The organism is Clostridium cellulovorans 743B, assembly GCF_000145275.1.
GTDB lineage: Bacteria > Bacillota > Clostridia > Clostridiales > Clostridiaceae > Clostridium_K > Clostridium_K cellulovorans.
Window position 1 is genome coordinate 1,513,592 of sequence record NC_014393.1, and the last position, 23,719, is coordinate 1,537,310.

Consider the following 23,719-nt stretch of genomic DNA (forward strand, 5'->3'; position numbering starts at 1 on the left):
GTGTATATAGATACTTCGGATGAAACCTATATACACTGTTTTTGTAATAGTTTGCTGATTAGCTATTAAATTGATTTGTATATAGCTCATAATAGTGGCCTTTTAGCTTTAATAAATCTAGATGATTACCTTCTTCAATTATTGCGCCATTTTTTAAAACTAAAATTCTATCAGCATTAACAATTGTTGATAAGCGATGAGCTATTATAAAACTCGTCCTATTGGATAACATTGTTTCTATAGCATCTTGAATTAATTTTTCTGTTTCAATATCAATAGAAGCAGTAGCTTCATCCAAAATTAGAATAGAAGGATCTGATAATATTGCTCTTGCGAAAGAAATTAATTGTTTTTGTCCTGTAGAAAGGCCGTTTCCACCTTCTCCAACTGTTGTCTCGTAACCGTCGCTAAAAGTAGTTATAAAGTTATGAGCATTTACTAACTTTGCAGCAGCAATAATTTCTTCATCTGTAGCATCAAGTTTTCCATAGCGAATATTTTCTTTGATAGTACCTGAAAATAGATGGGGTGTTTGAAGCACATATCCGAGATTTGAGTAGAGCCATTCTTGACTTCTTTCTCGATAATCTAAGCCATCTATTAATATTTCGCCTGAGGTAGGTTCATAGAAACGACAGATTAGATTTACTATAGTACTTTTACCTGCTCCTGTAGGACCAACTATGGCAATCTGTTCTCCTGCATTTACATTAAGATTGAAGTTTTCTAGGATAGTTTCTCCAGTTTTATATTTAAAACCAACATTTTTTAGTTCAATATTTCCTAATATTTTTTCGAAATTTTCTTTCTTACTATTTCCTATATCTCCGTATTTTTCTATTACTTCTTTTGTATCAATGATATCTGATTCACTTTGTATTAATGATATTACACGTTCTGCTGAAGCTTGAGCATTTTGAAAATCTGCAATTCTTTGAGACATTATACGAACAGGTTCAAAGAATTGAGTTGCATATCCAATAAATAGAACAAGCGTACCAAAGGTGATTTGACTATTTAAAACCTCCTCTCCTCCTAAAGTTACTATTATTGCTACAGCTATGCTACCGATGATACTTATTATTGGATAATACAAGGCAGAAATTACTGCAGCACGGACTGAGGAATTGTTCATTTTTTCTGTAAGGATTTTAAACTCATTTAAGTTAGTCTCTTCTGTAACTAAAGTTTTTGTGGTTACTGTTCCAGTGATACCCTCATTAAAAGCTCCAGTTATTTGAGAATTATGTTTACGTACTTTACGATAAGAATTTAGAATCTTATTTTGAAAAAAATAGCTGATAAAGAGTAAAATTGGTATTGTAGTAAGGATAATTATAGCTAGCTTCAAATTTACAGTTATCATAACTATTGCTACAAAGAACATCATCATTCCACCCCAAAGCATATCCACAAGTCCCCAAGAAAGTATCTGACCAAGTCTTGTAGTATCGGAGGTTAAACGAGACATTATCCAGCCTACAGGAGTTACATCATAATAGGAGAAGGAGAGCTTTTGAAGCTTTTCAAAAGCATCTCTTCTGATATCGTGAGTTATAGTTGTTTCTATGGTTCCAGCGTATTTTATAAATCCAAACACAAATACAGCGAAAAATACAATTAACAGCATATAAATAATTGCAAATGGTGCAAGTCCATCTATGGAACCCTTTGATATAAAATTATCCATAGCATAGCGGTTAAATAAAGGAAGTATTGCGTCACCAATTGCGAGGGCGGTGGAACAGATAACAAGTTTTATTGCTTGTGGTTTTAAGACTTTTAAATAAGCGAATACATGCTTCCAGGTTCCACTAGCTGCTTTAGGGGAGTCTTCTTTTATATTTGTCGCTAAGTTATTTTCCATCAATATTTTCCTCCTTTCCAACTGTTATAAGATTGATAAAATCTTCTTCTTTTTTGTTTTGTATATCCCAGAAGTTACGATATAAGCCATCTACATTGAATAATTCTTCATGAGTACCTATTTGAAGTATTTTACCTTCATCTAAAACAATTATTAGATCAGCGTCTTTTACAGTGCTCATTCGGTGAGCTATGATAAAGGTTGTAATTTCCTTAGCTCTTTCAGTTAATGCAGCTCGTATTTTTAAATCCGTTTCCGTATCTACAGCACTTAAGGAGTCATCGAAAATTAAAATTGGATGCTTATTAATTAAGGCACGGGCTATACCTATACGTTGTTTTTGCCCTCCTGATAGAGTAACACCTCTTTCGCCAACAGATGTATCATAACCTTCTTCGAAATCTAGAATAACATCATGAACAGAAGCAATTTTCGCGACGTCGTATACTATTTCATCGGAAACAGTACGGTTAGCTATTCTTATATTATCTTTTATTGACTTTGAATAAAGGAAAATTTCTTGCATAACTACGCCAATATGACTACGAAGCCATGTTTTATCTATGGTATTAAGTTCTGTTCCATCAATTGTAATTGACCCTTCTTTGTACTCGATGAGCCTCAATAAAGCATTCATTAAGCTAGTTTTGCCAGAACCAGTTTTTCCAATGATGGCAACTGTTTGTCCTTTTTTTACTTCAAAGGATATATTTCTTAACACGGGTTCTTCGTCACTATATTCGATTGATACATTTTTAAAAGATATATTTCCTAAAATTTTAGGTTTTTGTTTAAGGGACTCATCTTTAAGTTCAAATTCTTGCGTCTCATCAAAGACCTCTAAAATACGGCGAATAGAGATGATTGTTCTTCCTGCCTCAGTAATTACTCGGCCAAGTTGTCTTACAGGCCAGATCATCATAAACTCATAAGATAAAAAGGTTTGAAACATACCTAAAGTAATAGAACCTTTATAAGATAGAAATGATCCGAATAAAACGACTAAAAGAACTTGAGATATGCATATAAAATCTGAGGTTGCCCAGAATTTTGCGCTAACCATAACTTCCTTAAAATGTGCAGCCTTAAAATTAGCGTTCTTCTCTGCAAATTTTTTAATTTCATATTCTTGATTAGCATAAGCTTTAACTACACGTACTCCAGTTAAAGTTTCTTGAAGACTTGTTGATAAAGTGGCTTCAGCTTCATCCTTTATTAGATATGCTTTTTTTACTTTTTGAAAGAAAACATATGAGTATACGATCAAAATAGGTATTAAAATTACTCCGACTAAAGCAAAAAAAGGATTCAACATAAGCATAATTACAAAGACTACGATAAATACAGAAACAGCGTAAAAGATTTCTAGGATTTGAACCTGGGTAAATTGGCGTATTGTTTCTATATCTGTGGAGCAACGTTGAAGTAAATCACCAGTCTCTACTTTATTATGATAGCTAAAGGAAAGTCTTTGTACATGATCATAGATTTTATCCTTTATACTTTTTGCAGTTCCTTCAGCGACTTGTGCAGATAACTTACCTTTCAAATAATTTGCTCTAGCAGCTAAAAGAGTTAAAATGATAATGAATATACCAGCTGCTAGAAGTTGGTCCTTTGAAGTATCAAAGCTTAGGATAATTTTTGATATAATAGTACTTTGGGATTTAGTAACAGTATTTTCAGAGTAGATATCAGTCTTTAGAACATAATCTATTACTGTTGATGTTACTAAAGGAACTATTGTGGTGAGTATAATTGCAGCAATGGTATTGAATAAGGAGCGTATAAACTTAAATTTATACTTTTCCATCCAACCATACAGGGTTTTTAATTCCGACATCTTCTTTTGTCCTTTCTATAGTACTTTGATAGTTAATGATAATCATTATAAACCTAAAATGGTTTTTCGGCAACGAACAAAAAAAGTATTAACGTTCTATTGTTATTGGAAAAGGAATTTTCCTATGGTATTCTGTAGTTAGTTTTATTGAAAAACATACATAAAGGCAAAAGGTTATTAAAATAGAGCTATTAGTGGATGTTGAGAATTAAATAAAATATAGAGTTTATAAAAGAAAACTATTAAGAATAAAATATCAATGAAAGGGTAGAATTATATTGGAGAAATTTATAAGTTATGATCATATAAAATTTTAATTTCTCTATATAATTTAAGGGAATTACTTATGATTAAATTATTAGTATCAGATATGGATGGAACATTAACCTATGACGATGAAGCTACAGAAGCTTTTCATATTATGACTGCTAGGGTAAATCAAAAAAATAGGGATGCAATTAGTGAACTAATAGAAAATGATATAGTTTTTGCTGTAGCAACAGGGAGATTACTTAAGGATGTAGGGTCTAATTTCCCTGAAGAGGAGCTTGACTTTCATGTTATTTCCCAAAATGGTTCATATACCTATGGTTTAAAAGGAGAAGTTTTAAGACAGGATACATATAGTGAAAAACAAATAAAGGAAGTAGTAGATTATCTTCATAAAGAAGGATTGAACTTTATATGTAGTGTAAAGGATTGTTATTATAGATTTGTCTATGATAAAGATAATGTAGATTTTGAAACGAAGGTTAGTGAATTCACTAAATATGTACATAATGTTGAAGAGTTATATGGTTTAGAAATATGTACTATTACTGCTTTAGGCCACGGTTATGAAGAACTAAATGAAATTTATGAAAAAATTATTAGAGACTTACCAAATGATTTAAATATAGGAATAACAGGGCCTACTACAATAGACATAAATATGAAACATATAACAAAAGGAAATGCTGTACTTCAACTGGCAGAACTTTTAGGTATAAAGAAAGAAGAGGTTGCTGTAATAGGCGATTCATTTAATGATTTAAGTATGTTTGAAATGTTTGAAGAATCATATGTAATGAGTCATGGAAATACTGAAGTAAAGAAACATGCTAAATATGAAGTAGATGTATTTTACCAATGTGTAGATAAAATACTAGCTATGAAAAAGAAAAGTTGAGTTACTAAATCGAAATTTTTATTTGAAACTTTTGTGAAATGTTTAGTTTAAACGTAAATAAAAACAAAAAAATGAGCTGTTGATAGACTTTAAACCAAAATTTTATCAACAGTTTTGTTCATTTTAACAAATATTGAATTAAAGGTGTACTAATTTATAAAAATATGATATATAATGATGATAGGCTAAAACATTTTAGTAAAAACTAAAATATTTTAAACTACTGACATATTTCTTAGGGGGAATACTAATGGACACAAATAATTTTATACAACCTTTAATTGAGCAGAGGGCGGATCCTTATGTTTACAAACATATAGATGGATATTATTATTTTACTGCTTCAGTACCAACATATGATTATATTGAACTTAGAAGAGCGAAAACCATTGAGGGTTTAAGAACTGCAGAAACAAAAGCTGTTTGGAAAAGACACGAAAATGGACCTATGAGCGAGCACATATGGGCTCCTGAAATCCATAACCTAGACGGAAAGTGGTATATATATTTTGCGGCAGGTGAAAAGGAAGATATTTGGAAAATTCGTCCATACGTTTTAGAATGTATTGGTGATGACCCAATGAATGATACTTGGATTGAAAAGGGTATGATGCAAAAAGCAGATAATGATCCTTTCTCATTTAAGGATTTTTCTTTAGATGCAACAATATTTGAACATAATGGAAAAAGATATTATGTATGGGCGCAAAAAGTTGGTGGAGAAGGTGGAATTTCTAATTTGTATATTGCAGAAATGGAATCACCTATTAAGTTAAAAACTGTGCAAGTATTATTGACTACTCCTGATTATGACTGGGAAAGAGTTGAGTTTTGGGTAAATGAAGGTCCTGCAGTCATAAAAAGAAATGGTAAAATATTCATTACTTTCTCTGCTAGTGCTACTGGTGCTTGTTACTGTATGGGATTATTAGAGGCTGAAGATACTGCTGATGTATTAGATCCTAAGGTTTGGAAGAAATCAAGATATCCTGTTTTTGCAACAAATCCAGAAAAGAAAATATTTGGACCAGGCCATAATAGCTTTACAGTTTCTGAAGATGGAGAGGACTTAATGATTTATCACGCTCGTCCGTATGAAAAAATTGTAGGTAACCCGTTATACGATTATAATCGTCATGCAATGGTAATGAAATTAAAGTGGAATGAAGAAGGAAGACCGGTTTTTGAATTAGATTAAAAGAAAACACTTAATTAAAATCATGTATTTTAGGAAAAAATAAAAAAAGATAATTTACATGAAAAAAATCTACGATGCTATATCGTAGATTTTTTTATAATTCGACTAGTTAGCTTTAGAAATAAAGATAGATTTTTTTCTCCAAAAAATACGAGAAATTATATATATTATCATTCCCAAAAAAGCGTAAATGGAATGAGCGACTATATACGAATAAATAAGTTTGTTTTGTGGAACAATACAAAGGTCAAGTACACATTCCAAAGGTAGATGATTAAAAACTATCTCACTTAATAACTCACTGATTAATAATGTAATCATTAATATTATAACAGTTAAAGCTGACTTAATAAAACTAAGCTTATAGAAATAGCTACATAGAAAAATAAACACGCACATATTAAAGAGCATAGCCACAAGAGCATGCATAGGAAGTTGTTTTGTAGTAAATATTAAAATTGTTAAGCAAGTACAAAATAAAAAGTAATTTTTCGTTTCAAATTTTTTGTTTTGTATTGCAGGGATTAGAAAACCAATAATAAGAGATTCGATAATCCCAAATATGAATAATAGCATAAACTTTAGCATAGTATATCCTCGTTTTTTCTTTTATTATACTATCCAGTTATTCAGTTGTAAATGCTAACAATAAATATACAATTTTAAAGTTATACAAATTTTTTCTCTATACTAATGTAAAATATTTATAGGCATATAATGTTTTACTCCTTCTATTTAGATATATATATATATTACTAATAGCCAGAAAGGATATAAAATTACATTTTATTCTAAAAAAACGGTAGAAATTGTTTAACTATGTTGACAATCGATTAATAAATATATACTATTATATTATAGTAGTATATAAAATGATTCAAAAACATTTAAAGCAAAATGCTGTGATTATTGAAATAATTAGTGAGTAGGTAGAAAAAGTAATGATATTCAAAAAAATAACTGGTAAGTAAACGATTTTAAGACAGTTGAAAGGTGATATAAAAGAGTTTGTATATAAAATATTTGAAAAAAGTATAAAATAATGTAAGCTGTCTTTAATAAAATATAAAATAGTTTGCATTTTTTTAAAATAATATTGACAAGAAGGATAAAATTTAAGATAATATACTTGAAAACGGTTTTAAATCACAGTGGTTTCAATTAAACATTAAATGTTATAGAAAAATCTAAAACATTATTGGTATTGAAAAGATGATAAAAAGCTAAAATATAAAAATGGGAGGGTTTACTATGTTAAAAACATTTAAGAAAAAGCTTGGCCTAGTGTTAATGACTACAGTTGTAGGAACTAGCATGATTTTAGGGGGATGTGGTGCTAAGAAGGAAGCAGCAGCGGATGGAAAGGTTGAAATCCAAGTTATGCTTAAAGGACAACCACATGAACTAGAAGCTTACCAAAAAGTTATAAAAAGTTATGAGTCAAGTCATACAAATGTAAAAGTAAAAATAATTTCAACTTCAGGAGATGAATACACAACAAAGATTCAAGCAGCAATTGCAGCTAAAAATGTTCCTGACGTATTCTATGTAAATCCAGGAGAAGTTAAAGCTTGGGTTAATTCAGGAGTACTCGCTGATATTACTGAATATGTTGAAGGCTCTACTGATGTTAAATTAGCAGACTTATGGGAAAAAGGTGTAAACAAATATAGATTTGATGGTGAAACTCTTGGTAAAGGTGCTATATATGGTCTTCCTAAAGATTTAGGACCATTCGGATTTGGATATAACAAGACTATGTTCAAAGAAGCTGGAATACCATTACCAGACAAAGATAAGCCATATACTTTCCAAGAATTTATCGATGTTTGTAAAAAGATTACTAAAGATAAAGATGGAGATGGACAATTAGATCAATGGGGTACTGGTTTAAATGTTAACTGGTCATCACAACAATTTATTTGGAGTAATGGTGCAGATTTCATTGATAGCACTGGAACTAAAGTTACTGTAGATACAAAAGAATTTGCTGAATCAGTACAATACTTCGCTGATATGCAAAATGTTCATGGAATTACACCTTCTGTAGAACAAGCACAAACTCTTGATACTTACCAAAGATGGATTCAAGGACAACTTGGTTTCTTCCCAGTAGCGCCTTGGGACTTAGGAGCATTTGAAGAATTAAAATTTGAATACGATGTAATTCCTTGGCCAGCAGGTTCAACTGGTAAACCAAGTACTTGGGTTGGTTCTCTAGGATTTGGTGTATCAAAAAATTCAAAGAATGTTAAAGAAGCTACTGAACTTGCAATGTACTTATCAGGTGATGCTCAAGGACAAAAAGAATTAGTTGACTTAAAAGTTCAAGTACCTAACAACAAAGAAGAAGCTAAAAGATGGGCTGCTAACACTAGCATCAAACCAGAAAATAAAGAAGAATACCTTCAAATTATAAATGAATACGGAAGAAACTTCCCAGCTGATGCTACTTACAATGCTGAATGGTATCAATATTTCTTCTCAAATATTCAACCAGTATTAGATGGCAAACAAACAGCTGCTGATTACTGTAAAGAAGTTCAACCAAAAATGCAAGAACTTCTTGATAAAGCTATAGAACAAGAAAAAGAAGCTAAAGCAAATAAGAAATAATTAATCCCTTTAATAATTTTATAAATGAGGATGTTCTCGTTACCTAGAGAGCATCCTCTAGCTTAAAGAAACTATGGTAAAAGGAGATGGAAAGTTCAATGGCAAAGCTAAAAACAAATGTGTCAGAAGAATTAACGAGTGAATTAGTATATACGCCGTCGGGTAAGTCGAAATTATATGGAAATGAACGCAAAGCCGCATTTTTATTTATCCTTGCACCAATTCTTCAGTTTTTCATATTTATCTTAGGACCAGCATTATATTCTTTGTATGCATCCTTTACAAACTGGAATGGTCTTGGACAGATGAGATTTACAGGATTAGAAAATTTTAAAGAAATGGCCAAAGATGAAAGATTCTGGAAGGCTCTATATAATACCATATTCATGATGGGTGGAATACCAGTCGGTCTTATTTTGTCATTATTATTAGCTATGGCATTAAATAGAGGCTTAAAAGGAACAAAAGCTTTTAGAGTTATTTACTATATACCAGTTGTATCATCTTTAGCTGCTATATCAATATTATGGCAATGGGCTTATAATGGAGACTTTGGACTTGTAAATCAAGTTCTAGATATATTCGGAATAAAGGGTCCAAACTGGCTTCAAAATGAGCATACAATAAAGCCAGCGATAATGGTTATGTCAATTTGGAAAGGCTTAGGATATTCAATGCTTCTATATTTAGCAGCACTTCAAAATGTACCTAAAATGTATTATGAAGCAGCAACGCTTGATGGTGCTAGTTCATTCCAATTATTAAGAAAGATAACTATACCAATGGTAAGACCTGTAACTTTCTTCTTAGTTGTTACTTCTATTATAGGTGGTTCTCAAATGTTTATCGAACCAAATATAATGACTGTAGATGGAGGTCCAATGTACAGTGCCGGAACTATTGTATACTATCTATGGCAAAAAGCCTTTGGAAACTTCCAAATGGGATATGCTTCTGCAGTTGCTTGGGTACTTGGAATATTCATATTTATAGTAACTCTTGTTCAATTCAAGTTAAATGAAAAATTCGATAACTAACATAGATAGGGGAAGGAGTTGTAAGTATGGAAGGTAATTTAAAAAAGAACGTAGAAATTAAAAACACTTCAGTAAAAACAAAAAATAAAATAATTAATATAATCCTTTTCTTGATCTTATGTTTAGGTGGAATTGTGATGATAGCACCATTGATATGGATGATTTCCACTTCAATAAAATCAAAGATGGAAGTATTTTCGATACCACCAGTATGGATACCTGAGAAAGCTAACTGGGGAAAATACCTAGAAATTTGGGAAAAGGGTCCACTATTAAGTGGTATTATAAACAGTTTGATGGTTGCAATACCAGTTACTGTTGTAGGAACTATTACATCTAGTATGGCTGCATTTGCTTTTGCTAAATTAAAGTTCCCACATAAAAAAGGTTTATTCTTAATGTTATTAGCTTCAATGATGATACCATATCCAGTAGTTATGATACCTCAATTCGTTTTATTCTCAAAAATCGGTTGGGTTGATACACTGTTACCACTAATAGTGCCAGGCTTATTTGGTAATGTAACAATGATCTTCTTTATAAGACAATATTTAAGTGGAGTTCCTGATGAAATAATCGAGGCAGCTAAAATTGACGGATGTTCATATTTTAAGATGTACTACGGAATCATTTTCCCACTTATAAAACCAGCTATTGTGGCACAATTAATTTTGTGGTTTATGGGAATTTGGAATGATTATTTAGCACCAACTATTTACTTAAATACACCTGAGAAAAAGACTTTGCAAACAGTAATTGCAAGCTTTAACTCAACTTATGCAATACAAACAGATTATCCACTTATCATGGCAGCGTCAGTAGTAGCTATGATACCTATGTTAGTTGTATTTATGGTTTTCCAAAGACAAATAGTAGAATCGGTTGCTATATCTGGAGTTAAAGGCTAATAAGTGGACTAGCTTGTAAATAAGAAATATAAATTTGATTATTATATAAAAATAATTTAACGCTGTAGGAGATATTCTTACAGCGTTATTAATATTATAAATTGTGATAAATAGCTTAAGTCATTTATAGTTATTGGGTAGAAACATAAAATAAGGTTAATAAACTAAGATAAAAGTTGTCTATAATACGTATGAATGTATTGAAGACAACTTTTTATTATGTAGAAATGATTTAAAACTATGTAATATTAGTATTTATAGGTTTTAGATGCATTAACCATGGCAATCGCACTAAGAAGATTACCGTTAGGAGGAAATTCGCAACCTGTAGAAAGAATAAAGCCAGCATTATTTTGCCTAAATAAATCAATTTGGCTATGACAGTCTTTAATTATTTCTTTTGGTGTCATTATGAGGCCTGTATTAGCAGGGTCAGAATAGCCTATTGTAACAACTTTTTGCCCCCATTTTTTAGCATGTTCTTCCCAATTGTTACATCCGTATGCTGGATGAGCTACAGAAATAGAACCTGGATTCATCCATTTGATTACCTCTTCAAAGTAAACACCATTTCCACAGTTATGAACAGATACAAGACCACCAGCTTCTCTAATAGCATCTGCTATACGTTTAACATAAGGTCCTTCAAAGGTTTCCCATTGTTTTTTGCTTAATACTGTTGGTGAAGAATAAAGAGGATCAATTACTACTGCGTGAGCACCTGTCTCTATTTGTGCTTTAACATAGTCTACAAGTACATCTGTAATTATCTCTACAGCACCTAAAACTTCTTGAGGATGTTTAATTAAATCTCTAAACAGTTCTTTATGACCTCTAATTTGAGATAAAACTCCTAATGGACCATATACAAAGCCAAGAACTCCAACTTCTTTTCCTTTAGCTTTTGCAAGGCCACCACAAATATCAATTACACTTTTCATTCTTGTGCTTTCACGAGGATTAACGTATTTGATTTTATTATATTCATCAGCATTTTTTATGAATTGGTTATCAAAGTTAGGATACGCAGTACTGTTTTTAGGGAAGATAATTTCTTGACCAAAGTCGGCTGCTTCTATAGAAAGATCAACTAAGGTTAAAAATGCATCATGTCCGATTATTTCTTGTGCAGCAAGAAGGCTTCTTGTTGCTAAATCACTATCAGTTGACCATTTATCATAGGTAGTTCCAAGTACACGATGTGAAGCACCACAGACTAGTGGAGCTACTGCAGGTCTATCTGTTTCTTTAAATTGTAGACTTAATACAACTCTTTCTAGAGAGGTTAATTTATCTTTGTTTTGTATTGAACTCATAATGTACACCTCCATAAATTTTAAAATAATTTTTTAAATGTCTATCTTTAATCACTTATCCTTTCACCAATACCAAAATCCTCTTCTGTAACAGTTCCAAAAGGAGGAATATTTATAAAATCTCCTTGATCCCAAGGACCAAGGACAATTTTCTCAAGGAAATTATTGGTTCCATCTATAGTTTCATAGTTTACCTTTAGAAGCCTAGCAATTTCCTTGGATTGCTCCTTGATTTGTAGATCACAATCTCGGCTAGTGTTTATAAATAAAACTCTTTTATAATTGTTATACATTTTATCAATTACCTTTAAAGCTTTTCTTTCGCCAAAGCGTTCACAAATACGTTTATGCTCAGAAAGTATGGATTTTTCTGTTAACATCCACCCACCGCTTAAATAGAAAGTTCCTTTTTCTTCATCTTTTAGCTTATAATATTTCTCTTTAGAGCCTAAAAGTATTGGAATGCAATCATGCACTTTAGGAATTGTCAAAATGCTATTTTTTACTTTTACATTTTTAATAGATCCACCACAAAGACCAAAAGCTAAGATAATTCTGGAATAATTTAATGATTTATCTAGTATTGATTGTATTTCTTTTTGCAGTTTATTCGGATAAAGGTGAAGCCCCATAGAAATAAATTCAAAATCAATAGCTGCTTTAGGTTTAATAGATAATAACTCTTCTTTCATAACCTCACATGCAATTACCTTTATTGACATAAAACTCCTCCACAAACTCATTTTGGAATAATTAATTTATTTATAAGATATATGAATAAATCTGTATGGTACATTACGAGAAAGATAAAACCTACTAAACATATAAGAATTATTATAAAGAACCTGTATCGGTATGTCAATATATTAAATAAAATACAAAATTAAAATTAATTAACTGTTATTGTTGACAATGTTAAAAAAGTATACTAAGATGTCTATATAAACTCCTTAAAACCTATTGGAATAGTATGAAATGCTGATAAAGTTAAAGAATAGAACAATTTTTTTATTGTTTCTAATAATAAATATATTGCGGAAAACATTTTAATTAAAAATTTGGTGCTATATATCATATGTGTACAAGCAATACGAAAAATCTTTAGGGTAGAGGCCTATTTAAACATAAATCTATTTTTCTTATTCAAATGATTAAGAAGTTAATTTTAGGAGGATATCTTATGTCAACAAATAAAGAGGAATTATTAAAACAAATTGCTGAAGCTGTAGTAGAAATGGATGAAGAAGTTACAGTAACTATTGCTGAGGAAATAATAAAACAAAATTTCGATGCCTATGAAGCAATTGATAAAGGGCTGTCAAAAGGGATGGAAAGAGCGGGGGAACTTTTTGACGAGGAGGAATATTTTATTCCAGAGCTTTTGTTATGTTCAGATGCTATGTATGCAGGAGTAGATGTTCTTAAACCACATATAAAAGTTGATGAGTCTGCAGAAAAACATACTGTTGTAATTGGAGTCATGGAAGGTGATACTCACGATATAGGAAAAAATCTTGTGAAAATTATGTTAGAAACTTCTGGGTTTGAAGTTGTTGACTTAGGAAGAGATGTTGCACCTGTAGATTTTGTAAATAAGGCTAAGGAAGTCAATGCTGAAATTATAGCATTATCTACTCTTATGACAACTACCATGGAGGGAATGCAAACAGTTATTGAGCTTCTTAAAAGTGAAAATATAAGAGATAGATTTAAAGTTATGATAGGTGGAGGACCTATTTCACAGAGTTTTGCAGATAAAATAGAGGCTGATGGATATTCTACAAATGCTGCTGAAGCAGTTAAACTTGCTAAAAAACTTATAAATGTAGCTATATAATGATCTGTTATTAAGAAAGAAGTGATTAAATGAGTGTATTCACACCAAAAGAAAGACTAAAGAGAGTATTGAATAAAGAAAAGGTTGATAGACCACCAGTAATTTGTCCTGGTGGAATGATGAATGCTGCTATTGTTGAAGTAATGCAAAAAACAGGTAATACTTTGCCAGCAGCGCATAGTGAAGAAAGTTTGATGACTGATTTATCTGCTGATATACAAAGCAATACTGGTTTTGAAAATTTTGGTATACCGTTTTGTATGACTGTTGAAGCAGAAGTATTAGGAAGTCCAATCGACTTTGGGACTTTAGAATGTGAGCCGAAAATCCAGAGAGAAATTTTTTCCTCTGTGTCTAAGGTAGAATATAGGAAAATAGATGCTATGTTGAGATCTGGCAGAGTTGATACGATAATACAAACTGGATATAAGTTGTCCAAGAAAAATTCTGATGTTCCGGTTATTGGAAGTCTTACTGGACCTATAAGTACTGCAGCATCTATAGTAGATCCCATGACGTTCCTGAAAGAATTGAGAAAAGATAAAAATAATGCTCATAAAACTATAGACTATATTACAAATTTTCTAATTGAGTATGCAAAATTGATGATTGATAATGGCGTGAATGTTATATCAATAGCCGATCCAACAGCTACTGGAGAAATTCTTGGACCTAAAGTTTTCGAAGAATATGCACTTGCTTACCTAAATAAAATCGTGGATAGTGTTCATGAAGCTGGTGCTCAAGCGATTATTCATATTTGCGGGAAAATGGATTCGGTTAATCATCTGATTCCTAAGATGCGAGCTAATGCTATTAGTACTGATGCGTTTGTTAATTTAAGAGATCTTAAAGGGCAGTATTCGTCGATAACAACAATGGGAAATTTGAGTACATTTGCTCTAGAATTTGGAGATGATAAAAAGGTTTCTGAATTAACTAATAAGTTATTGAGAGATGAAATAGATATTATTGCTCCGGCATGTGGATTAAGCACCTCTACTTCATTAAATAATATTTTAGCGATGACTAATACCGTGAAGGAGAGTTGATTGAATGCCAACAGTAAGATTTTATCCGGATAATAAAGAGATAGAAGTTGAAGAAGGCAGTACTATTTTAAGTGCAGCAAGAAGTAGTGGTGTTACCATTGAAGCTCCTTGTAACGGTGTAGGTGTATGCGGTAAATGTAAGGTTAAGCTTTCAAAGGAATCTGTAGGTAATGTTCTTCAATATGGTAAACATAAACTTAAAGCAGAAGAGGAAAAAGAAGGGTTTGTATTAGCTTGTGATACAAAAATATATGGGGATATATCTGTTTATATAAATGATTTCGAACAAAAGGAGTCTATACAAATTCTTAGTGAAGGGAAAAGCTTTAATGTAGAAATAGATAGTTATATAAAAAAGAAATATACGGAAAAAAAGAATGTTACCAAAGTATTTGCAAATGGTGTGTTGCTCACGGAAGAAGTTGGTGACACTTCGGGGGAGAATTATGGGGTTGTTATTGATATAGGAACCACTACATTAGTTGCTTCTTTGATTAACTTAAATAATGGTGAAGAGTTAGCATCCACTTCAGCGTTAAATCCTCAGAGTGTCCATGCGCAAGATGTATTGTCTAGAATTAAATTTGCATCAGATGAAAATGGACTTCAGCTTATGTACTCTGAGTTTATAAATGAAGCAAACAGTATGATTGGCAAGGTAATTCTTAATAGTGGTAAAAATAAAGATAATATATATGAAGTTATTTTTAGTGGTAACACCTGTATGATACATCTTGCAACCAACGTAAACCCATATTCTCTTGGAAAATATCCGTATACTCCACTAGTGGATGGAGATATATATTTATCTGCTAAAGAACATAAATTGAATATCTCTGATTATGGATTAATATATTTACCTAAAATCATTTCATCCTATGTTGGGGCAGATATAACTTCTGGGGTTCTTGCAGCTGAGATTCATAAAGAAAAAGGAAAAATTCTTTTTATTGATATAGGAACTAATGGGGAGATGGTTTTTGCTGATAATGGAAAACTTTCGGCTTCTTCAACAGCAGCAGGACCAGCTTTTGAAGGGATGAACATAACTCATGGCATGAGAGCAGGAAATGGTGCTATAGAATATTTTGATATAAAAGAATCGGGGAATATTGAAATTAAGACTATAGGCAATGTTAAGCCTACAGGAATATGTGGTAGCGGACTTTTGGATATTGTTGGAGAACTAGTAAGCTATAATATTATCAATGAAAGTGGAAGATTTGCAGTTGGTAAATCTGAAGAACCATTAACAAATGAAAGATTAGTTAAAGTTGATGGAAAGAATGTCTTTATGCTTACGGATAAAGTATATTTATCACAGAAAGACGTACGACAAGTTCAGCTTGCAAAGGGTGCAATAAGAACAGGAATTGAATTTTTACTTAAAAGCAAAAATGTAAAGGCTGATGAAGTAGATAAAGTTCTTATTGCAGGTTCATTTGGTTACCATTTAAGAGTGAAAAGTTTACTTAACATAGGGCTTTTACCTAAGGCATTTGAAGGCAAAATAGAGTTTATAGGTAATACCTCTAAAAGTGGGGGACAGGTGTTATTAGTTAATAAGAATTATAGAAAAGAAATAAGTGAGGTTGTAAAAGAAATTGAAGTTATAGAACTTTCAAATTATGAGGATTTTGATAAGGTGTTTGTAAAAAACATCAAATTCTAAAAATATTTTAATTCTATTTATAGAAAGCTATTCTAAATTGATTTTATAAACTTTATTTTACGGTCCCTTATTTAGTAAATAAAAACTATCCTAAAAAAACTAACCATACAAATGTGATTAGTTTAGGATAGTTTTTATTTTTAGCGTTACACACACATTGAAAGTTATAATGTGTGTGCAATATAATCGCTGTGTCAAGGTAAATGATGTGTACAATAAAATTATTCGTAAATTACCCTTATGTTTATTCCTTGGTTGTAGTTCCCGAAGTTCTTTCCGAAAATTGTTAAGCCGCCTATGTTTTTAGTGTCTTCTGGAACTGATAATTTTATTGATAAATCACTTTTGTAGTTTAAGTTAATATCACTTATTGTTACATCAGAAATTTTTAGTCCGTCGATAAAAGTACCGTATTTATTGATGTAAAGTAACTTTAATAACCCATATTGATTCCAATTTGGAAACCACCAAGAAGGTGTTAATATACCTTTACTGTCTGCATAATCTCCTGGGCTAGTCCAAGCTCCTAAATGCATATCATTTAAGCTGAAATGAATATCGGAAGGCCAAATAGAACAATTTCCAGGAGCTTCTGAACTAATCTCCATAGAGATTTGTATTTCTGAGAAATTTTGTCCTGGTTTCAAGTAGTTTGGAATTCTATATTCGATAAAACCTTTAGTAAACCAAAGAATATCGCTGTTAATTCTTTCAGGATCAGCGAAATAACTTGGATTGTCTACTTCACCTATAAGTTTATCTTTGGTTGCAATACCGCAAGTTGGATAAATGTCGTAAGAATTATAGTGACCTATACCTATTTCTACTTCGTAGGAATTAGGGACTTCATCTTTAACTATATCGATAACGAATTTATCCTCGTGAAGAGCACAAATTTTTTGAGTACCGTGCTTTGCTGTTAAAGTGCTAATTTTAATTAGACCACATTCTTCTAACTTTTTTACGTGCATAGTTATAGCACCATTGGATAATTCTAACTTTTCTGAGAGTTCATTCATGTTTAGTTGCGTATATTCTGATAAAAGTCCAATTATTTTTATTCTTATGTCAGAACTTAAAGCCTTAAATAATGGCAAACCTTCATTAAGATCTGTAATATGAATCATATATATAATACTCCTTTGAGGTATAATAATTAAATATTAGTAAACTATTTATAGTATACACCAAATGAGAGATTAAATAAATATATAATTTTAACTGAATGTAAAATGAAGAACACAACTGTATATAGAAAATGTTAACAAAAACTACACACAAAATATATATTAGGAAATCAAATAAAGGATAGTTAAAAATAAACTATCCTTCTAAATATTATTTCGTTGAAAATTTATAAATTGTGGTGTGAGTGTATTTTTCATTAGCTTTTAATATAGGGGAAGGAAAAGAAGGGCAATTTATAGCGTTAGGGAAGTATTGAGTTTCAAGACATAAGCCATCCCCTTTTTGATAAGCAACTCCGTTTTTGCCTTTTTCTGCACCATCTAGAAAATTACCGCTATAAAATTGAATTCCTGGTTTAGTTGTAAAGATATCCATTAATCTTCCAGTTTTTTCATCTAAAACTTTTGTGGCTAAAAGGGAAATGTCTCCATTTGTATTTAAAACCCAATTATGATCATAGCCGTTAACAAAAGCAATTTGTTCAAAATTATAGTCAATCATTTTAGAAATTTGTGAAAGAGTTCTAAAGTCCATTGGTGTTCCTTCGACTTTTTTCAACTCACCAGTAGGAATAATATCTGGGGCTATTGGAGTGAATGTATCTGCGTTAATTTGTAGTTTATGATTGAAGATAGATCCACTGTCATGACCACCAAGGTTAAAGTAGGAATGATTAACAATGTTAACTACTGTATCTTTATCTGCTACTGCCTCAGTATCTATCTTTAAGGAATTATCTTTTGTTAAGGAGTATGTAACTTTAACATTGAGATTTCCAGGATAGCCCTCTTCACCATCTTTACTTAGATATGTGAATTCAACAGCATCATAATCTGGAGTTTCAATTATTTCTGAATTCCATAAAACTTTTTTATAGTTATTAAGGCCTCCATGAAGAGAATTTTCTCCATCATTTTTTGCTAGTGTATATTTTATATCATTAATATAGAATTCTGCATCTTTTATTCTGTTCCCAGTTCTTCCTATAGTGGCACCTAGATTTTGTGGATTTTCAAGATAGCCTTCAAAATCATCATAACCTAAAACTATATCTGCAAAATTGCCATTAGAATCAGGCGTATTAAGTGCAACTAGTATAGCACCGAAGTTAGTTAATTTAGCGGTTATACCATTAGAATTTTTAACCGTAAAGATGTATGCATCTTCACCATTGTGTGTTTTCCCAAAAAGTTCTTTTGTAATTGACATATAATAACTCCTCTCAATTATAATAATTTGAACGGTGATACATATAAATTGATCATTGATATATATTGATACATGATTTCTTTATTGAAATATCACTTGTTAAAATAATATTCTCTAGCTTTGCATTATCTTCTACCATAGAAATAGCATTGCTAGCAACCAATTTCCCTAACTTTTCTTTAGGATGGACTACTGATGTGATGTTAGGGGAAGAGGTGTAGGCTAAAGTAGAATCGTCAAAACTTAGTACGGATATATCCTCTGGACATTTTAAGCCACATTCATTAATAGCTCGGATTACATCAACGGCAATTTCGTCGTTATAGCAGATAAAAAGTGTTGGATGTGTATTGTTTTTTATTTGGGTTTTAACATAATCTAAGGGTACAATATGTTTTGTCACCGTGGTATAAGTTACAGTCCTATAATTTTCTAGATTTTCACTTTCTTCTATTGCTTTAAAAAAACCAGCTTCACGCCTGATTCCTTGAAGGTCGTCTTTTTTAAATATTCCATGGATAGATTTATGGCCTAGATTTATACCTAATTTCGTTAAATCATATGAAAGCTTCTCATCATCTAACCTAACAAAAGGAGCTGAAATGTCGGAATATTCAGCGTTAAGAAATATAACTTTCACACCTTTATTTTGAAGTTCTTGTATTAATGCTGAATTAGCGTTAGGATCTGCACTTCGTGTTGGCTCTATAATTAAAGCTGCAATATTTTGAGTGAGTAGATTTTTTAAAATTTGAGCTTCTTTTATCTTATCGTTTTGAGTACAAGCAACCATCATGTTATAGCCTCTAGCTGTCAATTCTTTTTCTATTCCAGAGATTACAAATGGGAAAATATAATCAGATATATATGTTGTGAGTACCAAAATAGTTTTGCTTTCGTGACCTTTATCAGCTATATAATTACAAAACGAACCTTTGCCATGCTCTTTTCTAATAAAATTTTCCTTTTGTAGGTTTAGCAATGCCATACGAACTGTATGTCTGCTCACATTATAGTATGTCATGAGCTCTGTTTCAGAGGGGATTTTGTCGTCGTATAATATATCATAATTAAGGATCTTATTTATAAGATCTTCTTGTATTTGAACAAATTTCGGTGCTTTACCGTTTAAAACTATAGGTTTTTTAAACATTTGGATCTCCTCTCGATGATCTGTTATAGATAAAGATTTTCATTTTGAAATTAAAATTCATTAATAGCTGAATTTTTTATTATTGAAGTATTTTTGAAAATCTAAGTTATCACTAATGTAATATGGTTTTTATTGAACATAAGTTATGAAACTTACTGTAGTTCACTTTATTGAAACAAGGATAAGAGTTGTAGAAACGTATTTGATACAAAATGATGAAATTATAGTAATATTATATGCCACTTGTACTTATAAGTAAAGTGTTTGAAAATATTTATATACTAAAAAGCTATTTATAGAAGAAACAAGGATATATTCAGTTGAAATGGAGATAATATTAGGGTAAATGCCTGAGTTTATAGATTTTTTTTTCATTTACAAAAGCAAAAATAGTAACTTGAAAACTATTTCAAGGGATATTGACAAGGAATGTGCTTTAAGTATATTATTAATATAAGTCGGTGATGTATGTAAAAACAAACAATGTGTTACGTACAAGTTTAGAACTTAAAAGGGATCTAATAGTAATGAAATGGCTTTAGGAGTGGATTACTGTAGCTTGGTATAAAGAGTTGTATTTAGAACGTAGAGCAAATGATGTTATAAAAGTTATAGAAAATACAGAGTAAATATTTGGAAATGACTTAAAGAAATGAATCAATGCTTCAAAATAAAAAATATTAAAGGAGATCTTAGTTATGAAAAAATATCAATTTTGGTTTTTAACAGGAAGTCAACATTTATATGGTGAAGAACCATTAAAAGAAATATTAAATCATTCAGAAATAATGGTTGATGGATTAAACAAAAGCGCTAAAATCCCTGGAACAATTGTTAATAAGGGTTTAGTTACAAAAGCAGATGAAATTACAAAGGTTATGTTAGAAGCAAATAATGATCCAAATTGTGCTGGTGTAATAACATGGATGCATACATTCTCTCCATCAAAGATGTGGATAGAAGGTTTAACAAGACTACAAAAACCAATGTTACATTTCCATACACAATTTAATAAAGAAATTCCATGGGAAACTATCGATATGGATTTCATGAACTTAACTCAATCAGCCCACGGTGATAGAGAACACGGCTTTATTGCAACAAGACTTAGAAAACCACGTAAAGTTGTTGCGGGATATTGGGAAAATGATAGAGTACGTGAAAGAATCGGCGGTTGGATGAGAAGTGCTATAGGTGTTATTGAAAGCCAAAACTTAAAAGTTGTACGTTTTGGAGATAACATGAGGGAAGTTGCTGTAACTGAAGGTGATAAAGTTGAAGCACAAATAAAATTTGGTTGGGAAGTTAATACACAACCAGTAGGAAAACTTGTTAAATACATGGATGCAGTTACAGAGGCAGAAGTAGATGCACAAATGAAAATATTCACCGAAAAATACGACATTAAAACAGATAATATCGAAGCTGTACGATACCAAACAATAGAATATATAGCAATAAAGAAATTATTAGCTGATGAAGATTCTAAAGCATTTACAAACACTTTCCAAGATTTGTATGGAATGAAACAATTACCAGGTCTTGCTTCACAAGAACTTTTAGGTGAAGGCTATGGTTACGGTGGAGAAGGTGACTGGAAAACTTCTGCTATGACTCGTATCATGAAGGTAATGGCTGAAGGCCTTGAAGGTGGAACTGCCTTTATGGAAGATTACACTTATCATTTAGAAGAAGGTAATGAATTAGTTCTTGGAGCACACATGCTTGAAGTTTGCCCAACTCTTGCTGCTGGAAAACCAACAATTGAAGTTCATGAACTTGGAATAGGCGATAGAGAAGCACCTGCTCGTTTAGTATTTAACGGTGGTAGTGGAAGTGCTATACAAGTATCATTAATAGATATGGGTGGACGTTTTAGATTAATCGTTGCAGATGTTGAAGCTGTAGCTCCATTGAAAGATATGCCAAAACTTCCAGTTGCTCGTGTTATGTGGAAACCAATGCCTAATTTAGAAGTTGGAGCAGAAGCTTGGATATTAGCTGGTGGTGCTCACCATACAGTTATGTCTTACTCATTAACTGCAGAACATATGCGTGACTTTGCTGATATGATGGGAATAGAATTTATCCATATCAATAAAGACACTACTATAGCAAAACTTCAACAAGAATTAATCCTAAGCGATATGGTTTGGAAGTTAAAATAATATTTAGAAGATGAATATTTTGCTTATATAATTTATTTAAACTTTATAAGAAGGGGGAAATTTAATGCTTGAAGCTTTAAAGAAAAGAGTTTTTGAACAAAATTTAGAATTAGTCAATAGAGATTTAGTTTTATACACTTGGGGGAACGTTAGTGGTATAGACAGAGAAACAAATCTCGTTGTTATAAAGCCTTCAGGAGTTGATTATGACACAATGTCTGCTGAGGATATGGTTGTAGTAGACTTAGAAGGTAATGTAGTTGAAGGCAAATATAAGCCCTCATCAGACACAGCTACTCATCTTGAAATCTACAAGGCATTCGAAGAAGTTGGTGGTATTGTTCATACTCATTCAACTTGGGCAACAACTATGGCTCAAATTGGTGTGGATATTCCAGCGCTTGGTACGACTCACGCAGATTATTTCTATAAAGAAGTACCATGTACTAGACCAATGACTAAGGAAGAAATAGAGGGAGAGTACGAGAAAAATACTGGTACTGTTATTATTGAAACTTTCAAGAAACGTAACATAACAGCAATCGAGGCTCAATCTGTATTAGTTAATGAACATGGACCATTTTCTTGGGGTGAATCACCAGAAAAAGCAGTTTTCAATGCTGTTGTTTTAGAACAAGTGGCTAAAATGGCATACAATACTATGCTAATGAAGAATCTTCTAAATAAGCCTTGTGGAATGGATCAAACTTTATTAGATAAACACTTCCTTAGAAAGCACGGTCCTAACGCTTATTACGGACAAAAATAAATAGTATTGTTTTAATTAAGTCAAATAAAAGGTATGATACCTAAAATATATATAAAAGGAGAACAAATTATGGAATTCTTTATTGATACAGCTAACGTTGAGGAAATTAAAAAAGCAAATAAAATGGGGGTTATCTGTGGTGTTACTACAAACCCATCATTAGTTGCAAAAGAAGGAAGAGACTTTAATGAAGTTATCACAGAAATAACTTCTATAGTAGATGGACCTATAAGTGGAGAAGTTATATCTTTAGAAGCTGAAGGCATGATTAAAGAAGGTCGTGAAGTAGCAAAAATTCACAAAAATATGGTAGTTAAAATCCCTATGACAATAGAAGGTTTAGAAGCTGTTAAGGTTCTTTCTTCAGAAGGAATAAAAACAAATGTAACATTAATATTCTCTGCTACACAAGCACTTCTTGCAGCAAGAGCAGGTGCTACATATGTATCACCATTCTTAGGAAGATTAGATGATATAGGTTCAACAGGTATAGCTCTTATCGAAGATATAGCAGAAATATTCGCTGTTCATGATATAGATACAAAGATTATTGCTGCAAGTATAAGAAATCCAATCCACGTAATAGATGCAGCAAAAGCTGGAGCTCATATTGGAACAGTTCCATATAACGTAATAGTTCAAATGACTAAACACCCATTAACTGATAACGGAATCGAAAGATTCATGGCTGATTGGAATAGTGTTTACAATAAATAAT

The 23,719-nt window shown here is 31.5% G+C and carries 18 protein-coding genes; 11 read left to right on the plus strand and 7 right to left on the minus strand.

The window, feature by feature from the left end:
• Positions 1 to 58 precede the first annotated feature (58 nt).
• On the minus strand, positions 59 to 1,867 hold the full coding sequence (locus tag CLOCEL_RS06175) for an ABC transporter ATP-binding protein (RefSeq protein ID WP_010076150.1): 1,809 nt from the start codon (positions 1,865 to 1,867) through the stop codon (positions 59 to 61).
• Positions 1,857 to 3,710, minus strand: coding sequence for an ABC transporter ATP-binding protein (locus CLOCEL_RS06180; protein ID WP_010076149.1), 1,854 nt, complete (start codon positions 3,708 to 3,710; stop codon positions 1,857 to 1,859). The genes CLOCEL_RS06175 and CLOCEL_RS06180 overlap by 11 nt, the downstream gene beginning before the upstream one ends.
• A 346-nt stretch (positions 3,711 to 4,056) precedes the next feature.
• Here CLOCEL_RS06180 and CLOCEL_RS06185 point away from each other — a divergent pair, with 346 nt between their 5' ends.
• The 5 genes from CLOCEL_RS06185 (at position 4,057) to CLOCEL_RS06210 (ending at position 10,637) form a co-directional block, all read left to right on the plus strand.
• The gene (locus CLOCEL_RS06185; protein WP_010076148.1) at positions 4,057 to 4,878 is read left to right on the plus strand and encodes a Cof-type HAD-IIB family hydrolase; all 822 of its coding nucleotides are present in this window, start codon (positions 4,057 to 4,059) and stop codon (positions 4,876 to 4,878) included.
• Positions 4,879 to 5,128: 250 nt separating this feature from the next.
• Complete coding sequence (locus CLOCEL_RS06190; protein ID WP_013291657.1) at positions 5,129 to 6,076, plus strand: glycoside hydrolase family 43 protein; 948 nt, start codon at positions 5,129 to 5,131, stop codon at positions 6,074 to 6,076.
• A gap of 1,251 nt (positions 6,077 to 7,327) precedes the next feature.
• Positions 7,328 to 8,692: an ABC transporter substrate-binding protein gene (locus tag CLOCEL_RS06200; protein WP_013291658.1), complete on the plus strand. Its 1,365-nt coding sequence runs from the start codon at positions 7,328 to 7,330 to the stop codon at positions 8,690 to 8,692.
• A gap of 98 nt (positions 8,693 to 8,790) precedes the next feature.
• On the plus strand, positions 8,791 to 9,729 hold the full coding sequence (locus CLOCEL_RS06205) for a carbohydrate ABC transporter permease (RefSeq protein ID WP_010076142.1): 939 nt from the start codon (positions 8,791 to 8,793) through the stop codon (positions 9,727 to 9,729).
• A gap of 26 nt (positions 9,730 to 9,755) precedes the next feature.
• Positions 9,756 to 10,637, plus strand: a complete 882-nt coding sequence (locus CLOCEL_RS06210) for a carbohydrate ABC transporter permease (RefSeq protein WP_010076141.1) — start codon at positions 9,756 to 9,758, stop codon at positions 10,635 to 10,637.
• A 248-nt stretch (positions 10,638 to 10,885) separates the two neighbouring features.
• Here CLOCEL_RS06210 and CLOCEL_RS06215 read toward each other — a convergent pair whose 3' ends face one another.
• On the minus strand, positions 10,886 to 11,953 hold the full coding sequence (locus tag CLOCEL_RS06215) for a uroporphyrinogen decarboxylase family protein (protein WP_010076140.1): 1,068 nt from the start codon (positions 11,951 to 11,953) through the stop codon (positions 10,886 to 10,888).
• Positions 11,954 to 12,000: 47 nt separating this feature from the next.
• A complete protein-coding gene (locus CLOCEL_RS06220; protein ID WP_010076139.1) occupies positions 12,001 to 12,675 on the minus strand; it encodes a DUF1638 domain-containing protein in 675 nt (224 codons plus the stop codon).
• A 458-nt stretch (positions 12,676 to 13,133) separates the two neighbouring features.
• On the opposite strand from CLOCEL_RS06220, the gene CLOCEL_RS06225 reads away from it, so the two are divergent.
• The 3 genes from CLOCEL_RS06225 to CLOCEL_RS06235 are packed head-to-tail and all read left to right on the plus strand — an operon-like array spanning position 13,134 to position 16,514.
• Complete coding sequence (locus tag CLOCEL_RS06225; RefSeq protein WP_010076138.1) at positions 13,134 to 13,790, plus strand: corrinoid protein; 657 nt, start codon at positions 13,134 to 13,136, stop codon at positions 13,788 to 13,790.
• 29 nt (positions 13,791 to 13,819) lie between these two features.
• Complete coding sequence (locus CLOCEL_RS06230; protein WP_010076137.1) at positions 13,820 to 14,842, plus strand: methylcobamide:CoM methyltransferase MtbA; 1,023 nt, start codon at positions 13,820 to 13,822, stop codon at positions 14,840 to 14,842.
• Positions 14,843 to 14,846: 4 nt separating this feature from the next.
• A complete protein-coding gene (locus tag CLOCEL_RS06235; RefSeq protein ID WP_010076136.1) occupies positions 14,847 to 16,514 on the plus strand; it encodes an ASKHA domain-containing protein in 1,668 nt (555 codons plus the stop codon).
• 221 nt (positions 16,515 to 16,735) lie between these two features.
• Here the strand turns inward: CLOCEL_RS06235 and CLOCEL_RS06240 are convergent, their stop codons facing one another.
• The 3 genes from CLOCEL_RS06240 to CLOCEL_RS06250 all read right to left on the minus strand — a co-directional run bounded on the left by CLOCEL_RS06240 (position 16,736) and on the right by CLOCEL_RS06250 (position 20,064).
• Positions 16,736 to 17,641 carry an ArsR/SmtB family transcription factor gene (locus CLOCEL_RS06240; RefSeq protein ID WP_010076135.1) on the minus strand — a complete coding sequence of 302 codons (906 nt, stop codon included), beginning with the start codon at positions 17,639 to 17,641 and terminating at the stop codon, positions 16,736 to 16,738.
• A 211-nt stretch (positions 17,642 to 17,852) separates the two neighbouring features.
• Positions 17,853 to 18,911, minus strand: a complete 1,059-nt coding sequence (locus CLOCEL_RS06245; protein WP_010076134.1) for an aldose epimerase family protein — start codon at positions 18,909 to 18,911, stop codon at positions 17,853 to 17,855.
• A gap of 52 nt (positions 18,912 to 18,963) precedes the next feature.
• Positions 18,964 to 20,064: a GntR family transcriptional regulator gene (locus CLOCEL_RS06250; protein ID WP_010076133.1), complete on the minus strand. Its 1,101-nt coding sequence runs from the start codon at positions 20,062 to 20,064 to the stop codon at positions 18,964 to 18,966.
• Between the two features lie 698 nt (positions 20,065 to 20,762).
• Between CLOCEL_RS06250 and araA the strand changes: the two genes are divergently transcribed.
• The 3 genes from araA (at position 20,763) to fsa (ending at position 23,718) form a co-directional block, all read left to right on the plus strand.
• Entirely contained in the window at positions 20,763 to 22,232 is a 1,470-nt protein-coding gene (araA, locus tag CLOCEL_RS06255) for an L-arabinose isomerase (RefSeq protein WP_010076132.1), read from the plus strand.
• Between the two features lie 64 nt (positions 22,233 to 22,296).
• The gene (locus tag CLOCEL_RS06260) at positions 22,297 to 23,001 is read left to right on the plus strand and encodes an L-ribulose-5-phosphate 4-epimerase (protein ID WP_010076131.1); all 705 of its coding nucleotides are present in this window, start codon (positions 22,297 to 22,299) and stop codon (positions 22,999 to 23,001) included.
• Between the two features lie 69 nt (positions 23,002 to 23,070).
• Positions 23,071 to 23,718: a fructose-6-phosphate aldolase gene (gene fsa, locus CLOCEL_RS06265; RefSeq protein ID WP_010076130.1), complete on the plus strand. Its 648-nt coding sequence runs from the start codon at positions 23,071 to 23,073 to the stop codon at positions 23,716 to 23,718.
• The last annotated feature ends 1 nt before the right edge of the window (position 23,719 follow it).